The sequence below is a fragment of the Alloalcanivorax sp. genome, from assembly GCF_964221125.1.
GTDB classification, from domain to species: Bacteria; Pseudomonadota; Gammaproteobacteria; order Pseudomonadales; family Alcanivoracaceae; genus Alloalcanivorax; species Alloalcanivorax venustensis.
Genome location: NZ_CAXPXK010000034.1, coordinates 12,878 through 32,379, shown reverse-complemented (window position 1 = coordinate 32,379; position 19,502 = coordinate 12,878). Strand labels below are relative to the sequence as shown.

The 19,502-nt window shown below is 66.4% G+C and carries 25 protein-coding genes; 14 read left to right on the top strand and 11 right to left on the bottom strand.

Translation table 11 applies throughout. The features are described from left to right. The first annotated feature begins 87 nt into the window (after positions 1 to 87). From rrtA to rimI, 3 genes are read left to right on the top strand one after another with little or no spacing between them, the layout of a single operon-like run. The gene (gene rrtA, locus ACEQZD_RS04845; RefSeq protein ID WP_370233452.1) at positions 88 to 702 is read left to right on the top strand and encodes a rhombosortase; all 615 of its coding nucleotides are present in this window, start codon (positions 88 to 90) and stop codon (positions 700 to 702) included. A gap of 30 nt (positions 703 to 732) precedes the next feature. Further along, positions 733 to 1,515: a hypothetical protein gene (locus ACEQZD_RS04840; protein WP_370184344.1), complete on the top strand. Its 783-nt coding sequence runs from the start codon at positions 733 to 735 to the stop codon at positions 1,513 to 1,515. Further along, complete coding sequence (gene rimI / locus ACEQZD_RS04835; RefSeq protein WP_335629096.1) at positions 1,512 to 1,982, top strand: ribosomal protein S18-alanine N-acetyltransferase; 471 nt, start codon at positions 1,512 to 1,514, stop codon at positions 1,980 to 1,982. The genes ACEQZD_RS04840 and rimI overlap by 4 nt, the downstream gene beginning before the upstream one ends. Positions 1,983 to 2,052: 70 nt before the next feature. Here the strand turns inward: rimI and ACEQZD_RS04830 are convergent, their stop codons facing one another. From ACEQZD_RS04830 to flgA, 5 genes are all read right to left on the bottom strand, one after another. Continuing rightward, complete coding sequence (locus ACEQZD_RS04830; RefSeq protein ID WP_370184342.1) at positions 2,053 to 2,493, bottom strand: hypothetical protein; 441 nt, start codon at positions 2,491 to 2,493, stop codon at positions 2,053 to 2,055. 73 nt (positions 2,494 to 2,566) lie between these two features. After that, positions 2,567 to 3,829, bottom strand: a complete 1,263-nt coding sequence (locus tag ACEQZD_RS04825) for an HDOD domain-containing protein (RefSeq protein WP_335629098.1) — start codon at positions 3,827 to 3,829, stop codon at positions 2,567 to 2,569. Positions 3,830 to 3,856: 27 nt separating this feature from the next. Next, positions 3,857 to 4,306, bottom strand: a complete 450-nt coding sequence (locus tag ACEQZD_RS04820) for a flagella synthesis protein FlgN (RefSeq protein WP_142948088.1) — start codon at positions 4,304 to 4,306, stop codon at positions 3,857 to 3,859. Continuing rightward, positions 4,303 to 4,590 carry a flagellar biosynthesis anti-sigma factor FlgM gene (gene flgM, locus ACEQZD_RS04815; RefSeq protein ID WP_228548129.1) on the bottom strand — a complete coding sequence of 96 codons (288 nt, stop codon included), beginning with the start codon at positions 4,588 to 4,590 and terminating at the stop codon, positions 4,303 to 4,305. Before flgM ends, ACEQZD_RS04820 begins: the two co-directional genes overlap by 4 nt. A 61-nt stretch (positions 4,591 to 4,651) precedes the next feature. Further along, positions 4,652 to 5,371, bottom strand: coding sequence for a flagellar basal body P-ring formation chaperone FlgA (gene flgA / locus ACEQZD_RS04810; protein ID WP_370184340.1), 720 nt, complete (start codon positions 5,369 to 5,371; stop codon positions 4,652 to 4,654). Between the two features lie 166 nt (positions 5,372 to 5,537). On the opposite strand from flgA, the gene flgB reads away from it, so the two are divergent. From flgB to flgL, 11 genes are read left to right on the top strand one after another with little or no spacing between them, the layout of a single operon-like run. After that, positions 5,538 to 5,951, top strand: a complete 414-nt coding sequence (flgB, locus tag ACEQZD_RS04805) for a flagellar basal body rod protein FlgB (RefSeq protein ID WP_370184337.1) — start codon at positions 5,538 to 5,540, stop codon at positions 5,949 to 5,951. A gap of 10 nt (positions 5,952 to 5,961) precedes the next feature. After that, the gene (gene flgC, locus ACEQZD_RS04800; protein ID WP_370184336.1) at positions 5,962 to 6,369 is read left to right on the top strand and encodes a flagellar basal body rod protein FlgC; all 408 of its coding nucleotides are present in this window, start codon (positions 5,962 to 5,964) and stop codon (positions 6,367 to 6,369) included. Continuing rightward, on the top strand, positions 6,369 to 7,055 hold the full coding sequence (gene flgD / locus ACEQZD_RS04795) for a flagellar hook assembly protein FlgD (RefSeq protein WP_142948092.1): 687 nt from the start codon (positions 6,369 to 6,371) through the stop codon (positions 7,053 to 7,055). The genes flgC and flgD overlap by 1 nt, the downstream gene beginning before the upstream one ends. Before the next feature lie 38 nt (positions 7,056 to 7,093). After that, positions 7,094 to 8,284, top strand: coding sequence for a flagellar hook protein FlgE (gene flgE, locus ACEQZD_RS04790; RefSeq protein WP_142948093.1), 1,191 nt, complete (start codon positions 7,094 to 7,096; stop codon positions 8,282 to 8,284). Positions 8,285 to 8,305: 21 nt separating this feature from the next. Further along, on the top strand, positions 8,306 to 9,043 hold the full coding sequence (locus ACEQZD_RS04785; RefSeq protein ID WP_370184335.1) for a flagellar basal body rod protein FlgF: 738 nt from the start codon (positions 8,306 to 8,308) through the stop codon (positions 9,041 to 9,043). A 28-nt stretch (positions 9,044 to 9,071) separates the two neighbouring features. After that, complete coding sequence (flgG, locus tag ACEQZD_RS04780; RefSeq protein ID WP_142948095.1) at positions 9,072 to 9,854, top strand: flagellar basal-body rod protein FlgG; 783 nt, start codon at positions 9,072 to 9,074, stop codon at positions 9,852 to 9,854. A gap of 20 nt (positions 9,855 to 9,874) precedes the next feature. Then, positions 9,875 to 10,552, top strand: coding sequence for a flagellar basal body L-ring protein FlgH (locus ACEQZD_RS04775; protein ID WP_370202938.1), 678 nt, complete (start codon positions 9,875 to 9,877; stop codon positions 10,550 to 10,552). Positions 10,553 to 10,569: 17 nt separating this feature from the next. Further along, entirely contained in the window at positions 10,570 to 11,685 is a 1,116-nt protein-coding gene (locus ACEQZD_RS04770; RefSeq protein ID WP_370184333.1) for a flagellar basal body P-ring protein FlgI, read from the top strand. Next, positions 11,685 to 12,686, top strand: a complete 1,002-nt coding sequence (gene flgJ, locus ACEQZD_RS04765) for a flagellar assembly peptidoglycan hydrolase FlgJ (protein WP_370184331.1) — start codon at positions 11,685 to 11,687, stop codon at positions 12,684 to 12,686. Before ACEQZD_RS04770 ends, flgJ begins: the two co-directional genes overlap by 1 nt. 27 nt (positions 12,687 to 12,713) lie before the next feature. Continuing rightward, positions 12,714 to 14,336 carry a flagellar hook-associated protein FlgK gene (gene flgK, locus ACEQZD_RS04760; RefSeq protein WP_370184329.1) on the top strand — a complete coding sequence of 541 codons (1,623 nt, stop codon included), beginning with the start codon at positions 12,714 to 12,716 and terminating at the stop codon, positions 14,334 to 14,336. A gap of 12 nt (positions 14,337 to 14,348) precedes the next feature. Beyond that, on the top strand, positions 14,349 to 15,560 hold the full coding sequence (flgL, locus tag ACEQZD_RS04755) for a flagellar hook-associated protein FlgL (protein WP_335629102.1): 1,212 nt from the start codon (positions 14,349 to 14,351) through the stop codon (positions 15,558 to 15,560). A gap of 166 nt (positions 15,561 to 15,726) precedes the next feature. On the opposite strand, the gene fliR is transcribed toward flgL, so the two are convergent. From fliR to fliM, 6 genes are read right to left on the bottom strand one after another with little or no spacing between them, the layout of a single operon-like run. Next, positions 15,727 to 16,515, bottom strand: a complete 789-nt coding sequence (gene fliR / locus ACEQZD_RS04750) for a flagellar biosynthetic protein FliR (protein ID WP_370184328.1) — start codon at positions 16,513 to 16,515, stop codon at positions 15,727 to 15,729. A gap of 9 nt (positions 16,516 to 16,524) precedes the next feature. Further along, the gene (fliQ, locus tag ACEQZD_RS04745) at positions 16,525 to 16,794 is read right to left on the bottom strand and encodes a flagellar biosynthesis protein FliQ (RefSeq protein WP_370184325.1); all 270 of its coding nucleotides are present in this window, start codon (positions 16,792 to 16,794) and stop codon (positions 16,525 to 16,527) included. Beyond that, positions 16,791 to 17,564 (bottom strand): flagellar type III secretion system pore protein FliP, encoded by a 774-nt coding sequence (gene fliP / locus ACEQZD_RS04740; RefSeq protein WP_370184323.1) that lies wholly within the window; start codon positions 17,562 to 17,564, stop codon positions 16,791 to 16,793. Before fliP ends, fliQ begins: the two co-directional genes overlap by 4 nt. After that, the gene (gene fliO, locus ACEQZD_RS04735) at positions 17,561 to 18,001 is read right to left on the bottom strand and encodes a flagellar biosynthetic protein FliO (RefSeq protein WP_194856556.1); all 441 of its coding nucleotides are present in this window, start codon (positions 17,999 to 18,001) and stop codon (positions 17,561 to 17,563) included. The genes fliP and fliO overlap by 4 nt, the downstream gene beginning before the upstream one ends. Continuing rightward, positions 17,998 to 18,495: a flagellar motor switch protein FliN gene (fliN, locus tag ACEQZD_RS04730; RefSeq protein WP_142948105.1), complete on the bottom strand. Its 498-nt coding sequence runs from the start codon at positions 18,493 to 18,495 to the stop codon at positions 17,998 to 18,000. The genes fliO and fliN overlap by 4 nt, the downstream gene beginning before the upstream one ends. Next, the gene (gene fliM / locus ACEQZD_RS04725; protein WP_142948106.1) at positions 18,488 to 19,498 is read right to left on the bottom strand and encodes a flagellar motor switch protein FliM; all 1,011 of its coding nucleotides are present in this window, start codon (positions 19,496 to 19,498) and stop codon (positions 18,488 to 18,490) included. Before fliM ends, fliN begins: the two co-directional genes overlap by 8 nt. Positions 19,499 to 19,502 lie beyond the last annotated feature (4 nt).

The window sequence follows — 19,502 nt, the reverse complement described above, 5'->3', positions numbered from 1 at the left end:
CGCCGGGTGGCTAAAAGCCACCCTTTCGCGGGCAGGCCCGCTCCCACAAGGCAAGACCTGGCCTCTGAGTTCACTTATCCTGCCACGATGCAAACTCGCGATCCCAAACTCCTTCCTCACGCCTTGGCGTTCATCGCCGTCGTTCTGGCATTGGGCCTGGCCCACCAGTGGGTGAACCCCTGGCTGCGCTACGACCGCGCCGCCGTGGCCGGCGGCGAGGTCTGGCGTCTGGTCACCGCGCATCTGGTGCACCTGAATCTCTGGCATGCGCTGCTCAATCTGGGCGGCCTGGTCCTGATTCTGTTTTTCTTCCGCGACCTGCTGGACCGGCGGCGGTTCTGGCTGTGGTTCGCGGTGAGCGCGCCGCTGGTGGGCGCGGTGTTCTTCGTGCTGGATCGGGATCTGGGCTGGTACGTGGGGCTGTCGGGGCTGCTGCAGGGGCTGCTGGTGCTCTGTCTGGTGATCGGCTGGCGCGGCAATCCGGTGCTGCACAGCCTGGTGCTGGCGGTGGTGGCCGGTCGCCTGGTGTGGGAGCAGCTGCCCGGCTACGACGTGGACTATCTGCGCGCCTGGATCAACGGGCGCGTGTACGTAAACGCCCATTTGTACGGCGCGCTCAGCGGCGCGCTGCTGGCCGTGGCCATGCTGCTGGTCGCTGGCCGCCGGCGCACAACCCTCGGACGGCGCTCGGACATTTGCTAAGCTGTACGGCCGGCCGCACAGGACACCACCATGAATGAAGCGCAGCGTCAGAGTTATCTCCGCGCCCTGGGTTTGACGCCCTGGGTGGCGCGCACGACGCTGCCCGGCGCGGCGCCGTCCGAGCCGCTGGACTGGGCCGCCGAGACCGACGCCGGGAAAAGCCTGGCGGCGGCGCCGGTGGAAGCCACGCCGGTGCGAACCGCGCCGGGCGTGGGCGACGCCGAGCAGCCCGCCAGGGAGACCGCGGCGGCCGGTGCCGCGGCGGCGGACACTAGCGCCGAGGCACCGGCACGCCGGGCCCCGGCGCCCCGTGACAGCGTCGCCGAGACGCCGGCCCGGGCGCCCGCCCCGGATAACGCGGCGGGCCTGACCTTCACCCTGGAGGCGCATCTGGCCGGCGATACCTGGGTGGTGTTCCAGCAGGAAGACCCCCAGGCGCCGGAGCTGGGCCGCTACACCGGCGCCCTGGCCGCCTCCCTGCTGACCGTGTTCGGCGCCGCCCCGGAGCGCCCGCGCCGCTTCTATTGCCCGCTCACCAAGCAGCCCATGAGCGCCGGCGAGGCCGCCCAGGCGCTGACCGCTTTCTTTGCCGGGTTGAGCCGCCAGCACGGTGGCCGTCGGGCGTTGTTCTGCGTGGACCACAGTCTGGCCACGGCGGTGCTGGGCGGCGAGCGCTTCCAGGCGGTGAAGCTGGGCGAGATGCCGGCGCTGGCGGTGGACAGCCTGCAGGAAATGCTCGACCGGCCGGCGCTGGCCAAGAAACGCAGTTGGCAGGCGATGGTAGCGCACGGCTTCGCCGGGTCGCGTGGATGACGGTGGGGCCGGACGGCGCCCGCATGCGGGCCATGACCAGCGCGGATCTGCCGGCGGTGCTGGCGATCGAAAACGCCAGCCAGCCCACCCCCTGGAGCGAAGGTAATTTCCGCGACTGTCTGCAGGGGGCCTACCGTTGCCGGGTGGCCGCCGTGGACGGCGAGCCGGTGGGCTTCATGATTCTTTCCAGCGTGCTCGACGAACGCCATCTGCTGAACGTGGCGGTGGCCCCGGCGCGCCAGCGCCGCGGCCTGGCCCTATGGATGCTGGAGGACGAGCTCGACGAGGCGCGCACCGCCTCCATGTCGGTGATGTACCTGGAGGTGCGCGCCGGCAACGACGGCGCCCAGAGCCTCTACCGGCGCCTGGGCTTCGTGGAGAACGGCCGCCGCAAGGGCTACTATCGGGCCGGCGCCGGCCGTGAGGACGCGGTGCTGATGATGCTGGAGTTGCTTGGGCATAAATAGCGGAGAGGGCTCTGGTATCCTGCCGGTCGCTGCGCGACCTTTCGCGGGCGGGGCCCGCTCCCACAAAGTGCTATGAATCGGGGCCGGTTGGGGTTTCTGGTTGGGCTACGCGCCAGCCTTCCTCGGTGCGTTCCAGCATCAGGCGGCGCTCCTGTTCGAAGTTATCGCCTTCCTCGAAGTTGCCGAATTCCACCCGGACCGCCGCCAGGGCCATGACCATGGCGAACCGGTCCATGGCGTCCCGTTCCTCGTCGCGTTTTACCGCCTTGCTGTACTCGGACAGGTCGTGCTGCGCTTCCATGGTGTAGCGCACGTCCAGGGCGACGTGGTCGTCGTCTTCCGGGTAACGGCCGGCGGTTTCCACCTCGGTGACCTGGAACAGCTCATCAAGATGGGCCTGCTTGAGTTCCTGATTCAGGGCGTCGCGGATCACGCCGTCGTCGGGGGTGTCGCTGCAGGCCGCCAGCAGGGCGAGAAGCAACAGGGCGGGGGCCAGGTAAAAGGCGCGCATGGGATCATCCTTGTTGTGATTGTCGGTGTGTTGATCGCATTCCGTGCGACGAACTCTACCATGACCGCAACGCTTAGTCCTGATACCCCATGGCCTGCTGCACCTGGCGGGCCCAGGCGGTGCTGTGGCGGTAGGCCACTTCGTAGTAGGCGCGCTCGCTGAGCAGCGAGAGCGCGTCGAAACGCCCGGCCTCATAGGCTTCCACCTCGGTGAGCACCGCGCCCAGCGGGCCGCGGCGTTCCAGCAACGCGCTTTTCACGTCCTGGCTGAGCGGCACCTGTTGCATCAGTTCCGGCATGGCGATGTCCATCAGGGCATCCAGCTGGGACAGCAGGCCAACGATAAAATGGTTCACCGAGGTGCTTTGCTGGCCGCCTTCCTGGTCGCTGAGCTCCGCCAGCACTTCACACATGCGCCCGCGTATCAGCATGCCCCGGGTGAGGGCCTCCGGTTTGTGCATCTCGCCGTCGATCAGGAACAGGTTGGCCCAGCGTTTGATTTCCTCCAGGCCGAGCAGGGCGATGGCGTCGGACAGGGAGTTCACTTCCCGGCGCAGGCCCATGGCGGCGGAGTTGACGGTTTTCAGCAGGCGGTAGGTGAGGCCGGCGTCCTTGATGGCGATCTCTTCCAGCCGCGCCGGCGAGGCGTCCGGGCTGTGCAGCTCGGTGAGCAGTTGCAGCAGCAGCAGCTTGTTGCCGGCGATCTTCTTGCCTTTCACCGGCGATGGCGTGCTCAGGAAATCGCCTTGGTAATAGTCGAAGCCCAGTTCCATGCATTGCTGGAACCGGGTGCGGTCGGCGATCTGGTCGGCGAGCAGTTCAACGCCGTGGCCGCGCAGTTTTTCCGAGGTGCGCCGCAGGCTGTCGGCGTCGCTGTCGCGGACGTCGATCTTGACGATGTGGACGATATCCAGCAGCACGTCCTGTTCGTCGTCGCCCGGGTCATAGCCGTCCATGGCCAGCCGGTAGCCGCGCCGCGCCAGCGCCTTGAGGCGGTCCACCAGCTCCGAGGTGAGCATCAGGTTGTTGGGAATTTCCAGAATGTACTGCTTCTTCGGCAGGTTGGGCAGCTCCGGCGCCATCAGCACTTCGTCGGTAACCTTCAGAAAGCTGGGGACCGAGCGGGTCTTGCCGCCCTGGAAGACGTGGGTGTAGGTGCCCAGGATCACGGTGTTGGTGGCTTCGATGTCGGACAGCGACGCGCCCTCGGCGGGCTTTTCCCCGTGCAACAGCAACTGGAACGCGGCCACGTCCTGGTTGCGGGTGTACACCGGCCGGCAGGCCAGTATCACGTCGAGCTTGTCTTCCGCCTCGATGGCGTCCCGTGCTCTGGTCACTCTTGGGGCTCCCCCTTTGCTGGCGTTTCAGACGCGGCTGCTGACATGGCCGCCGGCGGCACGGGCCTGGCCGTCGGGTCCGTACAGGCCCTTGCCGGCGGCTTCCTCGATGAAGTTGAGCATTCGCTGGTTGTGCTCCAGACGGATGCCGATCAGCACGCCGTTGGTGCGGTTCAGGCGCGCGGCCTGATCGGCGCGTTCACGGATCGACGCCCACAGGGCGGTGCAGCCGGCGTCGGCCGCGGCCCGGGCGTCGCCGGCGCGGTCGTCGTCGTAGCCGAGCCGCCGCTGCACCTGGCGGCGCTGGGTCTCGAAGCGCTCCAGCGCCTGGAATTGTTCCTGCTTGGCCTGCGCCACCCGGGCCAGGCCGTCACCGTCGACGGCGCCGTCGCCCAGCAACCGCCGCTCGTCGTCAAGCAGGTCGATCAGGGTGTCCAGGCGCGCCCGATGGCGCTCCAGGTGCTCCGCCAGGCTCATTGCGAGTCCGCGTCCAGCAGGTCGCGGACGCTGGCGATCAGGCCGTCGGCGATCTTGTCGGCGCGGATTTCCAGGCGCCCCTCGGAGATCGCCTGGCGAATCTCGTCGACCCGCGCGGTGTCGATGTCCTGGCCGCTGTCGGCGGCGGGCTGGCGCAGATGGGCCACCTCGCCGGCCGTCGCGTTGCCGCCTTGCTTGGGCGCCTCGGTGGAAACCTTGTCGCCGCCTTTGCCCTGATTCACCGTGCCCGGCTGGGTCAGGGGGGAAATGTTGTCAATTTTCAAGGGAAGCCCTCCGTCACGCGTTCATCCCGGTTATCGGCAGCGCCGGGAAAACCTTTAATACTTAAAACATCACCCGGGCGCGGCCCGGACCGGTGACCTGTGCGGTCACCACTTCCCGGTTGGAAAGGCGCACCCGCACCCGGCCGCCCAGGGCGCCGTCGTCCAGGGCGTGCCCCTCGCGGCTGATGCGGAAACCCTCGCCGCCGGCCACCAGGGTGACCGCCTGGCGGCGCTCCACCAGGGCCGGCTTGCGCAGTTGATGGCTCTGTATCACGGTGCCGGCGGGCAGTGGCCGGGCGGCCTCCTGGCCGACGATCCGGTCCCGCTCCAGTACCGCGTTGGCGGGCAGGCGGCTCAGGTCGCCCTGTTCGGCGCTGAGCATGCCGGCGCGGATCGGCGTGCCCGCCGGCAGTTCGCCGGCACTGACCCAGTAACGCCCGGTGACGGTCACCCGGGCCTGCATATAGCGCACGCGGCGCTGTTGCTCGCCGCAGCGCACCCCCACGGAGACCCGGCCCCAGGGCTTCTGGCCGCGGCCCGGCATGAACACTTCCGGGGCCACGCAGGGCGGCAGGTGGGCGCTCGGTGCCCGGACCTCCACGGCGACGCTGTCGCCGAGCCCGCCGGCCCGTTCCAGCAGAAAGGCGCGCACCGCGCCGACCGCCGGCGCTTCGGCCGCGTCCGCCGCCGGCTGGCCGGCAGCGGCCCCGGCCGGCGCCATGGCGAGCAGCGCCAGCGATACGACGAACCGTGCAATGTGATGGAACAGGGGGCCTGGCATAGGGCGCCTCGGGGTAACGGGTTTTTCCAGTCAGGTCCTTATTCTAGGTAACCGGCCGCCGGGTGAATAAACGAATTGGAATCAAAATGGTGGCCTGTTTGTGCCTTTGACCTGACCGCGCGGGTATTAATCTCCACTCTGACCTACAAGCCATTGGAGCTTCGGCATGATTGACCGACTGGCCGCCGCCCTGCAATTCGACCAGGAAGCACTGAACCTGCGCCACCAGCGCCAGCAGGTTCTGGCCAACAACATCGCCAACGCGGACACGCCCAACTTCAAGGCGCGGGATTTTGATTTCGCCAGTGAATTGTCCCGCGCCATGGACAGCGGCCGGCCGGCCGGGGGTGGGCTGTCGTTGTCCACCACCGCCGCCGGGCACATCGCCGGCGGCAGCGGCTCGGCGCCGGTCGGCGACCTGCTTTACCGGGTACCGGACCAACCCAGCCTGGACGGCAACACCGTGAACATGGACGTGGAGCGCACCCGCTTCGCCGACAACTCGGTGCGTTACCAGGCGGCGCTGACCATGCTCAACGGCCGCATCCAGGGCCTCAAGTCCGCCATGCAGCCTGAATAGGAATTGAACCATGTCGATGTTTTCGATTTTTGAGATTTCCGGTTCGGCGATGACGGCGCAGTCGCAACGCATGAACGTCACCGCCAGCAATATGGCCAACGCCGACAGCGTCGCCGGCCCCGACGGCGAGGCCTACCGCGCCAAGCAGGTGATGTTCGAGGCGCGCGGCCAGAACGGCACCGGCGTGGGCGGCGTGGGGGTGCGCGAAGTGAGCGAGGACCCCTCGCCCCTGCGCCGGGAGTTCCGCCCCGACCACCCGCTGGCCGACGACGAGGGCTATGTGTCCATGCCCAACGTGGAGCCGGTCAATGAAATGGTCAACATGATCTCCGCGTCGCGCTCCTACCAGGCCAACGTGGAAGTACTGAACACCAGCAAGCAACTGATGATGAAGACCCTGACGCTGGGAGAAAACTGATGTCGACGATTGGCTCCAACGTGCTCAATTCGGTGAACGGCAGCGCCGCCGCCCAGGCCGCCGCCGCGGCCAGCAAGTCCGACGGCGCCGACCTGCAGGACAGTTTCATGACCCTGCTGGTCACGCAGCTTAAGAACCAGGACCCGATGAACCCCATGGAAAACGCGGAGATGACCTCGCAGCTGGCGCAGATCAACACCGTCAGCGGTATCTCCGAACTCAACAGCACCCTGGAAGGCATCACCGGCCAGCTCGACGCCGGCCAGGCGATGCAGGCCGCCGGCCTGATCGGCAGCGGCGTGCTGGTGCCCGGCAACCGGGTGCTGGTGGGTGAAGACGGTTCCACCACGCCGTTCGGCGTGGAGCTGGAGCAGGCCGCCGACGAAGTGCAGATCACGGTGCGCAATGACAGCGGCGAGGTGGTGCGCCGCTTCGAGCCGTTCGCCATGGACGCCGGCAGTGAGTCGTTCACCTGGAACGGCGAAATGGACAGCGGCGAGGAGGCACCCAAGGGCTCCTACACGGTGTCCGTTGAAGCCAGCGCCGACGGTGAGCCTCTGGAAGTGGTCAATCTGAACTACGCCATGGTCAGCGGCGTGAGCCTGGATGACAACGGCGCGCCGTTGCTGGATCTGGGCGGCGTTTCCGAACAGGTCAGTCTCGGCGATATCCGCCAGATTCTTTAAACAAGATTTCGTAAAGAATAACTTCTAGGAGCACGAAGATGGGTTTTTCACAGGCACTCAGTGGTCTTAACTCCGCCGCGACCAATCTCGACGTGGTCGGCAACAACATCGCCAACTCCCAGACCGTGGGGTTCAAAGGGTCCGGCGCGCAGTTCGCCGACGTCTACGCCGGTGCCCAGGTGGGCCAGGGCGTGCGCGTGTCCACGGTGCTGCAGGATTTCTCCAACGGTACCCTGGAATCCACCGGCCGTAACCTGGACCTGGGTATCAACGGCAACGGCTTCTTCCGTTTCACCCAGGGCGACCAGACCGTCTATTCCCGCAACGGCCAGCTCACCCTGACCGCCGACGGCTACCTGGAAAACGCCCAGGGCGCCCGGCTCACCGGCTTCCCCGCCGGCGTTGGCACCGGCGGTCAGCCGGAGACCCTGCAGGTGCCGGCCGGTGCCATGGCGGCCACCGCCACCGATCAGGTAGAGGCGTCGTTCAACCTGGACGCCACCGTGGATGAGATCGACCGTGGCGCCACGCCGTTCGACGCCGCCGACGGTGACACCTATTCCTACGCCAACACCGGCACCGCCTACGACTCCCTGGGCGTGCAGCACACCATGACCACCTACTTCACCAAGACCGGTGAAAACCAGTGGGAAGTGCGCGTGTCCCTGGACGGCAACGCGGACGCCACCAACGTGGGCCAGCTGGCGTTTAACGGCAACGGCACCCTCGACGAAGGCGCCAGCACCTTCCCCGACTATGCGTTTACCCCCGGGGGCGGCGCGGACCCGATGAACTTCGGCATTGATTTCGACGGCACCACCCAGTTCGGTGAGGATTTCGCCCTCGATTCTCTCACCCAGAACGGCTACGCCTCCGGCTCCCTGGTGGGCATCGCCTTCGATGAAGTGGGCAATATCGTCGGCAACTATTCCAACGAACAGTCCCAGGTGCTGGGCACCATCGCGCTGGCCAACTTCCGTAACCCGGAAGGTCTGCAGCCGGAAGGCGACAACGCCTGGACCGAGACCGGCGCTTCCGGCCAGCCGCTGCTGGGCCTGGCCGGTGCCGGCCAGTTCGGCAGCCTGGAAGCGGGCACCGTGGAAACCTCCAACGTGGACCTGACCAGCGAGCTGGTGGACCTGATCGTCGCCCAGCGCAACTACCAGGCCAACACCCAGACCATCAAGGTCCAGGACGAGGTGCTGCAGAGCGCCGTGAACCTGCGCTAATCGCGTTACAGGAGAGCCCGGATGGATCGCATTCTTTACACCGCCATGAGCGGCGCGCGCCAGAGCATGGACCAGCAATCGGTGGTCAGTAACAACCTGGCTAACGCCTCCACCACCGGCTTCCGCGGGCAGATGCAGGCACTGCGCGCGGTGCCGGTGCAGGGCGACGGTGCCCTGGCCACCCGCACCTCGGTGATGGCGTCCACGCCGGGCGCCGATTTCAGCGCCGGACCCATGAACGCCACCGGCCGTGATCTGGACGTGGCCATGCAGGGAGACGCCTGGCTGGCGGTGCAGGCCACCAACGGCGACGAAGCCTACACCCGCCGCGGCGACCTGCAGGTGGACGGCGATGGCGTGCTCAACAGCGCCGGCCGCCCGGTGATCGGCGAAGGCGGGCCGATCATCGTGCCGCTGGGCGCCAAGCTGTCCATGGGCGCCGACGGCACCCTCAGTGCCATCGGCGCCGGTGAGGATCCGGATGCGCTGGTGCAGATCGGCCGCGTCAAGCTGGTCAACGGTGGCGAAGGCGAGCTGCAGCGCGGTGAAGACGGTTTGTTCCGTGGCCCTGATGGCGCCCTGCCCATGGACGAGAACGCCCGGCTGGTGTCCGGCGCCCTGGAAGGCAGCAACGTCAGCCCGGTGGAATCCATGGTGGCGATGATCGACAACGGTCGCCGCTACGAAATGCAGATGAAGGTGATCGACACCGCGGACCAGAACGCGCAGCGCGCGGACAGTCTGCTGTCGATCCAGTAAGCCTGGCAGCCAGGCGGAGGGGAACCCAATGATTAAATCCTTGTGGACGGCCAAGACCGGTCTGGAATCCCAGCAGGTCAAGATGGATGTGATATCCAACAACCTGGCCAACGTCAGCACCAACGGCTTCAAGAAATCCCGCGCGGTGTTCGAAGACCTGCTGTACCAGAACCTGCGCCAGCCCGGCGGCGCCAACGACGTGCAGAACACCCTGCCGTCCGGCATGCAGGTGGGCAGCGGCGTGCGCCCGGTGGCCACTGAGCGGCTGCACAGCCAGGGCGGCCTGGAGAACACCGGCAACTCCCGCGATCTGGCGATCAACGGCAAGGGCTTCTTCCAGGTGCGCATGCCCGACGGCAACGTGGCCTTTACCCGTGACGGCAGCTTCCAGCTCGACCAGAACGGCCAGATGGTCACGTCCAGCGGCTACCCGCTGGAGCCGGCGGTGATGATTCCCGAAAACGCCCTGTCGGTAAGCATCGGCAAGGACGGCCTGGTCACCGTTACCGAGCCGGGTTCCAGCCAGAGCGTGGAAGTGGGCCAGCTGACCGTGTCCACCTTCGTCAATCCCGCCGGCCTGGAAAGCATCGGCGAGAACCTCTACCTGGAAACCACCGCCTCCGGCATGCGCACCGAAAGCATGCCCGGCATGAACGGCGCGGGCGGCCTGTACCAGTCCTATGTGGAAACCTCCAACGTCAATGTGGTGGAGGAAATGGTCAACATGATCCAGACCCAGCGCGCCTACGAAATCAACAGCAAGGCGGTGAAAACCTCCGACGAAATGCTGTCCCGTCTGGCGCAGCTCTGATCCTGATGCGGGAGACCCTGGTGGACGCCATCGTTAAACATTGCCGCATCGGTATCGTGGTGTTGCTGCTGGCGCTGGGCGGCTGCGCGCAACTGCCGCAGCCCTCGGTGGTCGGCGAGCAGGAAAGCGTGGAAATTCCCCAACCGCCGCCGGCGCTGTCCAACGGTTCCATCTACCAGGCCGGGCGCGGCCAGAACCCGCTGTTCGAGGACCGCCGCCCGCGCGCGGTGGGCGACGTGCTGACGGTGATGGTCAACGAGCAGGTGAGCGCCAGCAAAAGCTCGCAGAGCAACGCCGACCGCAGCGGCTCCGCCTCCTTTACGCCCACCACCGTACCCACCGGCCTGGAGGATCTGAGCGACTACGGCTTCGACCTCACCGGCGAGAACGACTTCGAAGGCGGCGGCGGCTCCCAGGCGGAGAACACCTTCACCGGCACCATCACGGTGACGGTGCTGGAAGTGCTCACCAACGGCAATCTGCGCGTGCGCGGCGAGAAGCAGATTCTGATCAACCAGGGCACCGAATTCATCCGCTTCTCCGGGGTGGTGGATCCGCTGGAGATTTCCGACACCAACACGGTGCCGTCCACCCAGGTGGCGGACGCGCGCATCGAGTACGTGGGCGACGGGTACATCAACGAGGCGCAGCACATGGGCTGGCTGCAGCGCTTCTTCCTGAACATTTCGCCGTTTTGAACATGGGAGTGACGGTCATGGCACGGTTGCGTCTGGTCGCGCTGACATTATCGCTGGGGCTGCTGCTGAGCGCGTTCAGCTCGCCGGCGCGGGCGGAACCCCTGCGCGAGCTGGCGGACTTTTCCGGGGTGCGCGATAACGTGCTGGTGGGCTACGGCCTGGTGGTGGGCCTGGACGGCTCCGGCGACCAGACCATGCAGACCCCGTTCACCACGCAAAGCCTGACCAATATGTTCTCGCAGCTGGGCATCGCGATTCCGCCGGGCACCAACATGCAGTTGCGCAACGTGGCCGGCGTGATGGTGACCGCTGACCTGCCGCCGTTCTCGGCCCCCGGCCAGCGCATCGACGTGGTGGTGTCGTCGATCGGTAACGCCCGCAGCCTGCGCGGCGGCACCCTGCTGATGACGTCGCTGAAAGGCGCCGACGGTGCCACCTACGCGCTGGCCCAGGGCAACCTGCTGATCGGTGGCGCCGGCGCCGAAGCCGGCGGCAGCAGCGTGCAGATCAACCAGCAGGCCAGCGGCCGTATCGCCGGCGGCGCGGTGGTGGAGCGGGAAGTGCCGCTGCAGCTGGGCGCCAACGGCGGGCTGCTGGAACTGCAATTGAAGACCGCCGACTTCGGCACCGCCGAGCGCGCGGTGCGCGCCATCAACCAGGAATTCGGCAGCACCGTGGCGGCGGCCCGCAACGCCCGCACCATTCAGTTGCGCGGCCCCGAGAATGAAAACGACCGGGTCAGTTTCATGGCGCGGGTGGAGCGTGTCTACGTGACGCCAACGGACGCCCCCGCCAAGGTGATCATCAACGCGCGCACCGGTTCGGTGGTGCTGAACGGCCGCGTCACCCTGAAACCGGCGGCGGTGGCCCACGGCAACCTGTCGGTGGTGATCGACACCGAATTCGGCGTCAGCCAGCCGGCCCCGTTCGGCGACGGTGAGACCGCCGTGGTGCCCGACAGCGATATCAGCATTCAGCAGCAACAGGGTTCGCTGCAGTTCGTCGAAGGCGCCGACCTGATGGAAGTGGTGGACGCCCTCAACGCGCTGGGCGCCACGCCCCAGGAACTGATGTCGATCCTGGAAGCGCTGAAAGCCTCCGGGGCCCTGCGCGCGGAACTGGAGATTATCTGATGGCCGGCCTGGACGGTTCCATACAGGGTCAGTTCGCGCTGGACGTGCAGGGCCTCGACCGGCTCACGCACAGCGCCGCCCGCGACCCGCAAAAACAGCTGCGCAGCGCCGCCGAGCAGTTCGAGGCGCTGTTCCTGCACCGCATGATCAAGAGCATGCGCGACGCCACCCCGCGTTCTGAGCTCACCGACAGCTCGCAGATGCGTTTTTATCAATCGCTGTTCGATCAGCAGATGTCCCAGCACATGGCCGGTCGCGGTCTGGGCCTGGCGGACCAGCTGGTGGCGCAGCTTTCCGGTAAGGGCACTTCCGCGGACGCCGCCCGGGCCGCCAGCGGCACGTCGCCGCTGGACGCCATTCCGCGCGGCGAGCCGCGCCGTCTGCCCGGTGTAGAGGCTGCGGCAGGCGCTTCGAAACGTGATGCCGCCGCGATGGACGATGCCGGCGCAGCCACCGCCGTGGCGCGCACGGAGCGGCCCCGGCCGCCGCTGCTGAGCGCCGCCAACCCGGCCACGCCCACGGATTTCGTGCACCAGCTGTCGGAGCCGGCCCGGGAAGCGTCCCGGCGCACCGGCATGCCGGCGCCGCTGATCCTTGCCCAGGCGGCTCTGGAAACCGGCTGGGGACGCCGGGAAATTCCCACCAACGACGGCGGCAACAGCCATAACCTGTTCGGCATCAAGGCCGGCGCCGATTGGAAAGGCCCCACCACCGAGGTGGTCACCCACGAATACATCAACGGCCAGCGCACCCGGGTGGTGGACCGCTTCCGCGTCTATGACTCCTACGCTGAAGCGTTCGAGGACCATGGCCGCCTGATCAGTGACAACCCGCGTTACGCGCCGGTGCTGCAGGCCGCGGATGCGAAGCAGGCTGCCCGCGCGCTACAGAGCGGCGGCTACGCCACCGACCCGGCCTACGCCGACAAGCTGGTCGCGCTGATGGACCAGATCGGTGGGCTTGCGGGAGCATTAAAGAAACGCGCGGCGCGGTCGATATAAAGGGCATTGGTTAACGGGAACAAAACGATGAGCATGTTTTCCATCGGGCTCAGCGGTCTGAACGCCGCGCAGAACGCCCTGAACACCACCAGCAATAACATCAGCAATGTCTACACGCCCGGCTACAACCGCGAGCTGACGTTGCTCGGCGAGCAACAATCCGCCGGTGGCGGCGTGCAGGTCAACGATATCCAGCGCCAGTTCGACCACTACGTGGCCGATCAGCTCAACGCCGCGGGCAGCAAAAGCAGCGCGCTGCAGTCCTACCAGACCCAGGTGAGCCAGATCGATAACCTGCTCGCCGATCAGGACGCGGGTCTGGCGCCGTTGATGCAGGATTTCTTCTCGTCCCTGGAAGACCTGGCCAGCTCGCCGTCCGACCCGGCCGCCCGCCAGGGCGTGATCGGCGCGGCGGACACGCTCAGCGCCCAGTTCCGTTCCTTCGACGGTTATCTGCGCGATATGCAGAGCGGTATCGACAGCAACATCCGTGACGAAATCACCCAGATCAATAACAGCGCCGACCAGATCGCCAACCTGAACCGGGAGATCGCTCTGGCCAAGGCGAAGACCGGCAAGGCGCCCAACGGCCTGTTGAATCAGCGCGATCAGTTGGTGGCCGAGCTTAACGAGCGTGTCGACGTGCGGCTGACCATTCAGGAGAGCGGCACCTATAACCTCTCCATCGGCAACGGCCAGCCGATTGTCGCCGGCACCCGCAGCTTCTCGCTGGAAGCGATGTCGTCCTCCGCGGACCCCACGCGCACGGTGGTCGGCTACAACGATTCCGCCGGCAACCAGGTGGAGCTTGACGAGGACGCGATCACCGGTGGGGCGCTGGGCGGTTTGCTCACGTTCCGCTCCGAGACCCTGGATAAGACCCAGAACCAGATCGGTCAATTGGCGGTGTCCCTGGCCACCGCTTTCAATGGGCAGCACCAGGCCGGCTTCGACCTGAACGGCGATCCCGGCGAGGCAATGTTCGACGTGGGCCAGCCGCGTGCCTTCTCCAACGAAAACAACGCCGGCTCGGCCACCATCGACGCCGCGTTCGGCGACGTGGACCAGCTCACCACCGGTGACTACGACCTGGTGGTGACCGACGCCGCCGCCGGTGAGTTTGAAATTACCCGGCGCGACACCGGCGAGCGAGTCACCGCGACCCTGGACGGCAGTGATCAGCTCAACGTGGGCGGCGTGGTGGTGACCATCGGCGACGCCGGCACCCTGGCCGACGGCGACCGCTTCCAGCTGCAGCCCACGCGGCAGGCCGCCGGCGGTCTGGAAAACCGTATCAGTGAACCGGCGCAACTGGCCGCCGGGCAGGGCGGCGGCAGCGGCGACAACGAAAACGCCCTGGCCCTGCAGGACCTGCAGGACAGCCTGCTGGTGGGCGGCGGCGCCACGCTGAGCGGCGCCTACGCGGCGATCGTCGGCGATGTCGGCAACCGCACCAATATCGTTCAGGCCAACCTGAGCGCCCAGCAGGGCCTCACCGAGCAACTGGAAGCGGTGCAGCAGTCCGAATCCGGCGTCAACCTGGATGAAGAAGCCGCCAACCTGATTCGTTACCAGCAATTTTACCAGGCCAACGCCAAGGTGATTCAGACCGGCTCCACCATCATGGACGCCATCCTCGGCCTGCGTTAACAGGAAAAGATCATGCGTATCAGCACCGTCACCATGTATGAGCAGAGCATGAATTCCCTGAATCAACAGCAGGGCGAGTTCATGAGGGTGGGCCAGCAGATCGCCACCGGGCGCAAGGTGGTCAACCCCTCCGACGACCCCCAGGCCGCTTCGCGGGCGGTGCAGGTGGCGCAATCCATGTCCGTCACCCAGCAGTACACCGATTCACGGATCAGCGCCCGCAACGCCCTGTCCCAGGAAGAGAGCGTGCTGAACAGCGTCAGCGACGCCATCGCCAGCGCCAAGACGCTGATGATCCAGGCCGCCAGCGACACCCTGAGTGACGCCGACCGCGCCTCGGTCGCCAGTGATCTGCGCGGCGTGTATGAAACCGTGATCGGCCAGGCCAACGCCACCGACGGCAACGGCCGCCATCTTTTCGGCGGCTACCAGGACGCCAGTGAGCCGTTCGTGCGCGCCGCCGACGGCACCGTCAGCTATGTCGGCGATACCAATACCCGCGAGCAACGCATCGATGCCTCCCGGCTGATGCAAGTGACCGACAACGGCCAGACCATTTTTCAGAGCGTGCACTCCAGCGCCGGCTATGTGGCGGAAGCGGACGCCGGCAACAGCGGCAGCCTGACGTTCAAGGGCCCGCAGGTCATCGATGAAAGCGACCCGGACTTCGGCAACAGCTTCCAGATCGAATTCTCGGTCACCGGCGGCACCACCACCTACTCGGTGGACGGCGGCCCGGCGCAGGCCTATGAAGAGGGCGAGCCGGTGGAAGTGGGCGGCCTGTCGATCACGCTCAAGGGCCAGCCCGCCGACGGCGACAGCATTGAGATGGGCAAAGCGGAGAACATGAACACCGACCTGTTCAAGACCTTCGAGAAGGCGCTGGCGGTGCTTGACCAGCCGGCCGGCAACGACGCCGAGAAGGCGGCCCGTGCCAACACCATCAATACCGTCATGCGCGAGTTCGATAACAGCCTGGACAATGTGTTAACGGTACGCGCGTCGGTGGGCTCGCGCCTGAACGAACTGAATGTGGTCGACGGCGTGGCCGACAACCGCCAGCTCAACTACACCGAAACCTACTCCAACCTGATCGGCGACCTAAGCGATCCCGCCAACTTCGCGGAAGTGGTGTCCCAATACAGCCTGCGTCAGGTCAGCCTGCAGGCCGCACAAAAGGCCTTCGTCGACATCAAGGGCATGTCCCTTTTCGACCGCATGTAGATTTGTAGGAGCGGGCCTTGCCCGCGAAAGGGTGGCTTCCAGCCACCCGGCAGGATTCCAGAGAGATCTTTTCCGCGCGTTCAAACAGGTCTCTGTCATCCCGCCGGCAAGCTTCGCTTGCCTTTCGCGGGCAGGGCCCGCTCCCACAAGTGAGGATCCACAACGGTCAGGAGAGAGGCGCGAGCGCCTCGACCAACTGGCTGAGGAACTGAAGCCCTTCGGAAAACAATCCCTGCAGGAAGCGGCCGAAATCGGTCATCAGTACCAGCAGCAGGAACAGCCCTAGCGTCAGCGAGGTGGGGAAACCCACCGAGAACACGGTGAGCTGGGGCGCCGAGCGGTTAAGGATGCCCAGCGACAGGTTGACGATCAGCAGCGCCGCCACCAGCGGCAACGCCAGCAGCAGGCCGGATACGAAGATGGTGCCGCCGTAGCGCACCAGCATCTCGAACCCGTTGGGGTTAAGCCCGCTGGTGCCCACCGGCAGGGTCTGGAAGCTGGTGGCCAGGGTGTCGATCACGATCAGATGGCCGTTCACCGCCAGGAACATCAGCAGCGTGATCATGTAGAACAGCCGCGACAAAATCATGGTGTTGGCGCCGTCCGGACTCACGAAGGTGGCGAACGCCAGCCCCATCTGCAGGCCGATGAATTCCCCCGCCGCCTGCACCACCGTGAACATCACCCGCAGCGCCAGGCCCATGGCGACGCCGATCAGCGTTTGCTCCACCACGATGCCGAGCCCGGCCCAGGACCACACCGGCGCCGCCGGCAGGGGCGGCAGCGCCGGTGCCACCACGATGCACAGCAACGCCGCCAGGCCGATCTTGACCCGGTTGGGCACGGCGCTGTGGCCGAGCAGCGGCGCCGCCATGAAAAAGCCCGTCAGGCGCATGAACGGCCACAGAAAGGCGGTGAGCCAGGTGTGCAGTTGGTCAAAGGAGACATCGACCATGGCGTGGGCTCAGGAAACCAGGAACGGAATGTTCTGGAACAGGGTGCGGGTGAAATCAATGATCAACGACAGCAACCAGGGTCCGGCCACGATCAGCACCCCGAACACCCCCAGGATTTTCGGAATGAACGACAGGGTCATCTCGTTGATCTGGGTGGCGGCCTGGAACAGGCTCACCAGCAGGCCGATCAGCAGTGCGGTGAGCAGCAGCGGGGCGCCCAGGTAGAGGGTGACCATCATCGCCTGGTAGGCGATCGACATTACCGTTTCGGGGGTCATACGAAAAAGCTCTCCGCCAGGGAACCGATAATCAACTGCCAGCCGTCCACCAGCACGAACAGCATCAGCTTGAACGGCAGCGAGATGGTCGCCGGCGGCACCATCATCATGCCCAGCGCCCTCAGCACGCTGGCCACCACCAGATCAATGATCAGAAACGGAATAAAAATGGTGAAGCCGATCTGGAAAGCGGTTTTCAGTTCGCTGGTGACGAAGGCGGGCAGCAGCACGCGGAACGGCAGATCCTCCGGCCCGGCCATGGGGCCCACCTCGGCGAGCCGCGCGAACAGGGCGATGTCCGGCTCGCGGGTCTGCGCCAGCATGAACTCACGGAACGGCTGGGCGCCGCGCTCCACGAACTCGGGGAATTCAATCTGTTCCTGCTCCAGCGGTACCCAGGCCTGGTCGTAGACCTTGTTGAACACCGGTGACATCACGAAGAAGGTGAGGAACAGCGTCAGCCCCAGCAGCACCTGGTTGGGCGGCGCCGACTGCGTGCCCATGGCGGTGCGCAGCAGGCTGAGCACGATGATGATGCGGGTGAAGCAGGTCATCATCAGCAGCACCGCCGGCAGGAACGCCAGGCTGCTGAGCAGCAGCAGGGTCTGCAGCTTGATCGACCATTGCTGGCCGCCGCCGGCGGTGGGCTCGCTGGTGATGCCGGGGATCGTCGCCTGGCCCCAGGCCAGGTCGGGCAGCGCGCAGATCAGCGCCAGTGCCAGCCAGGGCAGGGCGCGGCGCGGCGTGCCGGGCGACCGGAGCGTGCTCATCGTGGTTTCCCCGGGCCGCCGCGCAGGTTGGCTTTCAACGCCTGGGCGAAACGGCCGGCGAAGCCGTCTTCCGGATTAACCGCCTGGCTGGTGGGCGCCGGCTCGGGTGCCGGCGGCCGCTCCGGGGCCGGCCGCTCGTGCAGCTTGGTGACCTTGCCGCCGCCCACGCCCAGCACCAGCCAGGTGTCTTCCAGCTCCAGCACCACCACCCGTTCCTTGGCGCCCACCGCGCGGCTGGCCACCACTTTCAGGGTCTGGCCGGCGGCCGTCTGGCCCGGGCCGAAGCGCTTGAGCAGCCAGCCGCACAGCAGGATAAGCCCCACCATGGCGACCAGCACCAGCGCGGTCTTGCCGAACGCCGCCATGCCCAGCATGGCGTCGCCGCCGGCCTGCACCGCCTCGATGCCGGTCTTGGTCTGGGCGTCGGCGCTGCTCATCGGTTGAGCTTCTGAACCCGTTCGGAGGGGGTGATGATCTCGGTGATGCGGATGCCGTATTTGTCTTCCACCACCACCACTTCACCCTGGGCGATCAGGTAGCCGTTGATCAAGATGTCCATGGGCTCGCCGGCCAGGCCGTCCAGTTCCACCACCGAGCCCTGCGCCAGTTCCAGCAGCTGCTTGATGGTGATGCGGGTGCGCCCCAGCTCCACGCTCAGCTTGACCGGAATATCCATGATCATTTCCAGGTCGCGGGCGTCGCCGGCGCCGGTGCCGGCGTCGAACGGCTTGAACACCCGGTCGTCGGCATTGCGCGCCGGCGCGTCCCCGGCATCGCCGGTGCCACCGCCTTCGGCCGCTTCCTGTTCGGCGAGCGCCTCGGCCCAGGGATCGGCGTCGTCGCCGCCGGTCTCTTCGCCCTGCTGTTCGGCCATGGCCTTTTCCCAGTCGTCGTCGCTGGCGTTTTGATCGGGTTTGTTGGGATCAGTCATTGCTCGGCTTCCTCGGTGCCGCCGCCGCATGGGCGTTGGCGTGGTCGATGACGCGCTGTACGCGCAGCGCCCGTTGTTCGTCGCGGCTGCCGTAATCGCATTCCAGCACCGGCACGCCGTCCACGCGGGCGGTGACGGTGTCGGGCAGATCGATGGGCAGCACATCGCCTTGCTTGAGGCTCATTACCTGGGAGATGCGGCTGGGCACGTTGACGAACTCGGCCACCAGCTCCACCTCCGAACGGCGGATTTCACCCGCCATGCGATGGCTGAACGCCTGATCGCCGGCGTCGCGGCCATCGGCGATCGGGTTATTGAGCTGCTCGCGCAGCGGCTCGATCATCGAGTAGGGCATGCACACCTGGAAGTCGCTGGCCAGGTTGCCCACTTCCAGATGGAAGGTGGTGTTGACGATGATCTCGTTGGGCGAGTTGGTGATGTTGGCGAACTTGGCCTGGATCTCGGAACGCAGGTAGCTGATCTCCAGCGAGTACACCGACTTCCAGGCGTCCTGGTAGGCGTCGATGGCGAGCTTGAGCAGGCGCTGGATAATGCGCTGTTCGGTATTGGTGAATTCGCGCCCCTCGGACTTGGTGACGAAACGGCCGTCACCGCCGAACAGGTTGTCCACCACCATGAACACCAGGCTGGGCGGGAACACCACCAGCCCGGTGCCGCGCAGCGGCTTCATGGCGATCAGGTTCAGGTTGGTGGGCACCGGCAGATTGCGCGCGAAGTCCTTGAAGCTCTGGTAGCGCACCGAATCCACGGTGATGTCCGCGCTGCGCCGGATCAGGTTGAACAGGCTGACCCGGAAATGGCGCGCGAAGCGTTCGTTGATGATGTCCAGGCTGTGCAGGCGCTCGCGGATGACCCGGTGCTGGGACGCGGGGTCATAGGGGCGCAGGCGCGGCTCTTTGCTGGCCGGCGACTCGTCGTCACCGCCGGGCCCGTTGAGCAGCGCATCGATTTCTTCCTGGGATAGCAGATCGTCTTGTGCCATTGGC

Coding starts and splice junctions, on each gene's coding strand:
- rrtA (WP_370233452.1), top strand. CDS start 88: ATGCAAACTCGCGATCCCAAACTCCTTCCTCACGCCTTGGCGTTCATC.
- ACEQZD_RS04840 (WP_370184344.1), top strand. CDS start 733: ATGAATGAAGCGCAGCGTCAGAGTTATCTCCGCGCCCTGGGTTTGACG.
- rimI (WP_335629096.1), top strand. CDS start 1,512: ATGACGGTGGGGCCGGACGGCGCCCGCATGCGGGCCATGACCAGCGCG.
- ACEQZD_RS04830 (WP_370184342.1), bottom strand. CDS start 2,493: ATGCGCGCCTTTTACCTGGCCCCCGCCCTGTTGCTTCTCGCCCTGCTG.
- ACEQZD_RS04820 (WP_142948088.1), bottom strand. CDS start 4,306: ATGAGCCTGGCGGAGCACCTGGAGCGCCATCGGGCGCGCCTGGACACC.
- flgA (WP_370184340.1), bottom strand. CDS start 5,371: ATGCCAGGCCCCCTGTTCCATCACATTGCACGGTTCGTCGTATCGCTG.
- flgB (WP_370184337.1), top strand. CDS start 5,538: ATGATTGACCGACTGGCCGCCGCCCTGCAATTCGACCAGGAAGCACTG.
- flgC (WP_370184336.1), top strand. CDS start 5,962: ATGTCGATGTTTTCGATTTTTGAGATTTCCGGTTCGGCGATGACGGCG.
- flgD (WP_142948092.1), top strand. CDS start 6,369: ATGTCGACGATTGGCTCCAACGTGCTCAATTCGGTGAACGGCAGCGCC.
- flgE (WP_142948093.1), top strand. CDS start 7,094: ATGGGTTTTTCACAGGCACTCAGTGGTCTTAACTCCGCCGCGACCAAT.
- ACEQZD_RS04785 (WP_370184335.1), top strand. CDS start 8,306: ATGGATCGCATTCTTTACACCGCCATGAGCGGCGCGCGCCAGAGCATG.
- flgG (WP_142948095.1), top strand. CDS start 9,072: ATGATTAAATCCTTGTGGACGGCCAAGACCGGTCTGGAATCCCAGCAG.
- ACEQZD_RS04770 (WP_370184333.1), top strand. CDS start 10,570: ATGGCACGGTTGCGTCTGGTCGCGCTGACATTATCGCTGGGGCTGCTG.
- flgJ (WP_370184331.1), top strand. CDS start 11,685: ATGGCCGGCCTGGACGGTTCCATACAGGGTCAGTTCGCGCTGGACGTG.
- flgK (WP_370184329.1), top strand. CDS start 12,714: ATGAGCATGTTTTCCATCGGGCTCAGCGGTCTGAACGCCGCGCAGAAC.
- flgL (WP_335629102.1), top strand. CDS start 14,349: ATGCGTATCAGCACCGTCACCATGTATGAGCAGAGCATGAATTCCCTG.
- fliR (WP_370184328.1), bottom strand. CDS start 16,515: ATGGTCGATGTCTCCTTTGACCAACTGCACACCTGGCTCACCGCCTTT.
- fliQ (WP_370184325.1), bottom strand. CDS start 16,794: ATGACCCCCGAAACGGTAATGTCGATCGCCTACCAGGCGATGATGGTC.
- fliP (WP_370184323.1), bottom strand. CDS start 17,564: ATGAGCACGCTCCGGTCGCCCGGCACGCCGCGCCGCGCCCTGCCCTGG.
- fliO (WP_194856556.1), bottom strand. CDS start 18,001: ATGAGCAGCGCCGACGCCCAGACCAAGACCGGCATCGAGGCGGTGCAG.
- fliN (WP_142948105.1), bottom strand. CDS start 18,495: ATGACTGATCCCAACAAACCCGATCAAAACGCCAGCGACGACGACTGG.
- fliM (WP_142948106.1), bottom strand. CDS start 19,498: ATGGCACAAGACGATCTGCTATCCCAGGAAGAAATCGATGCGCTGCTC.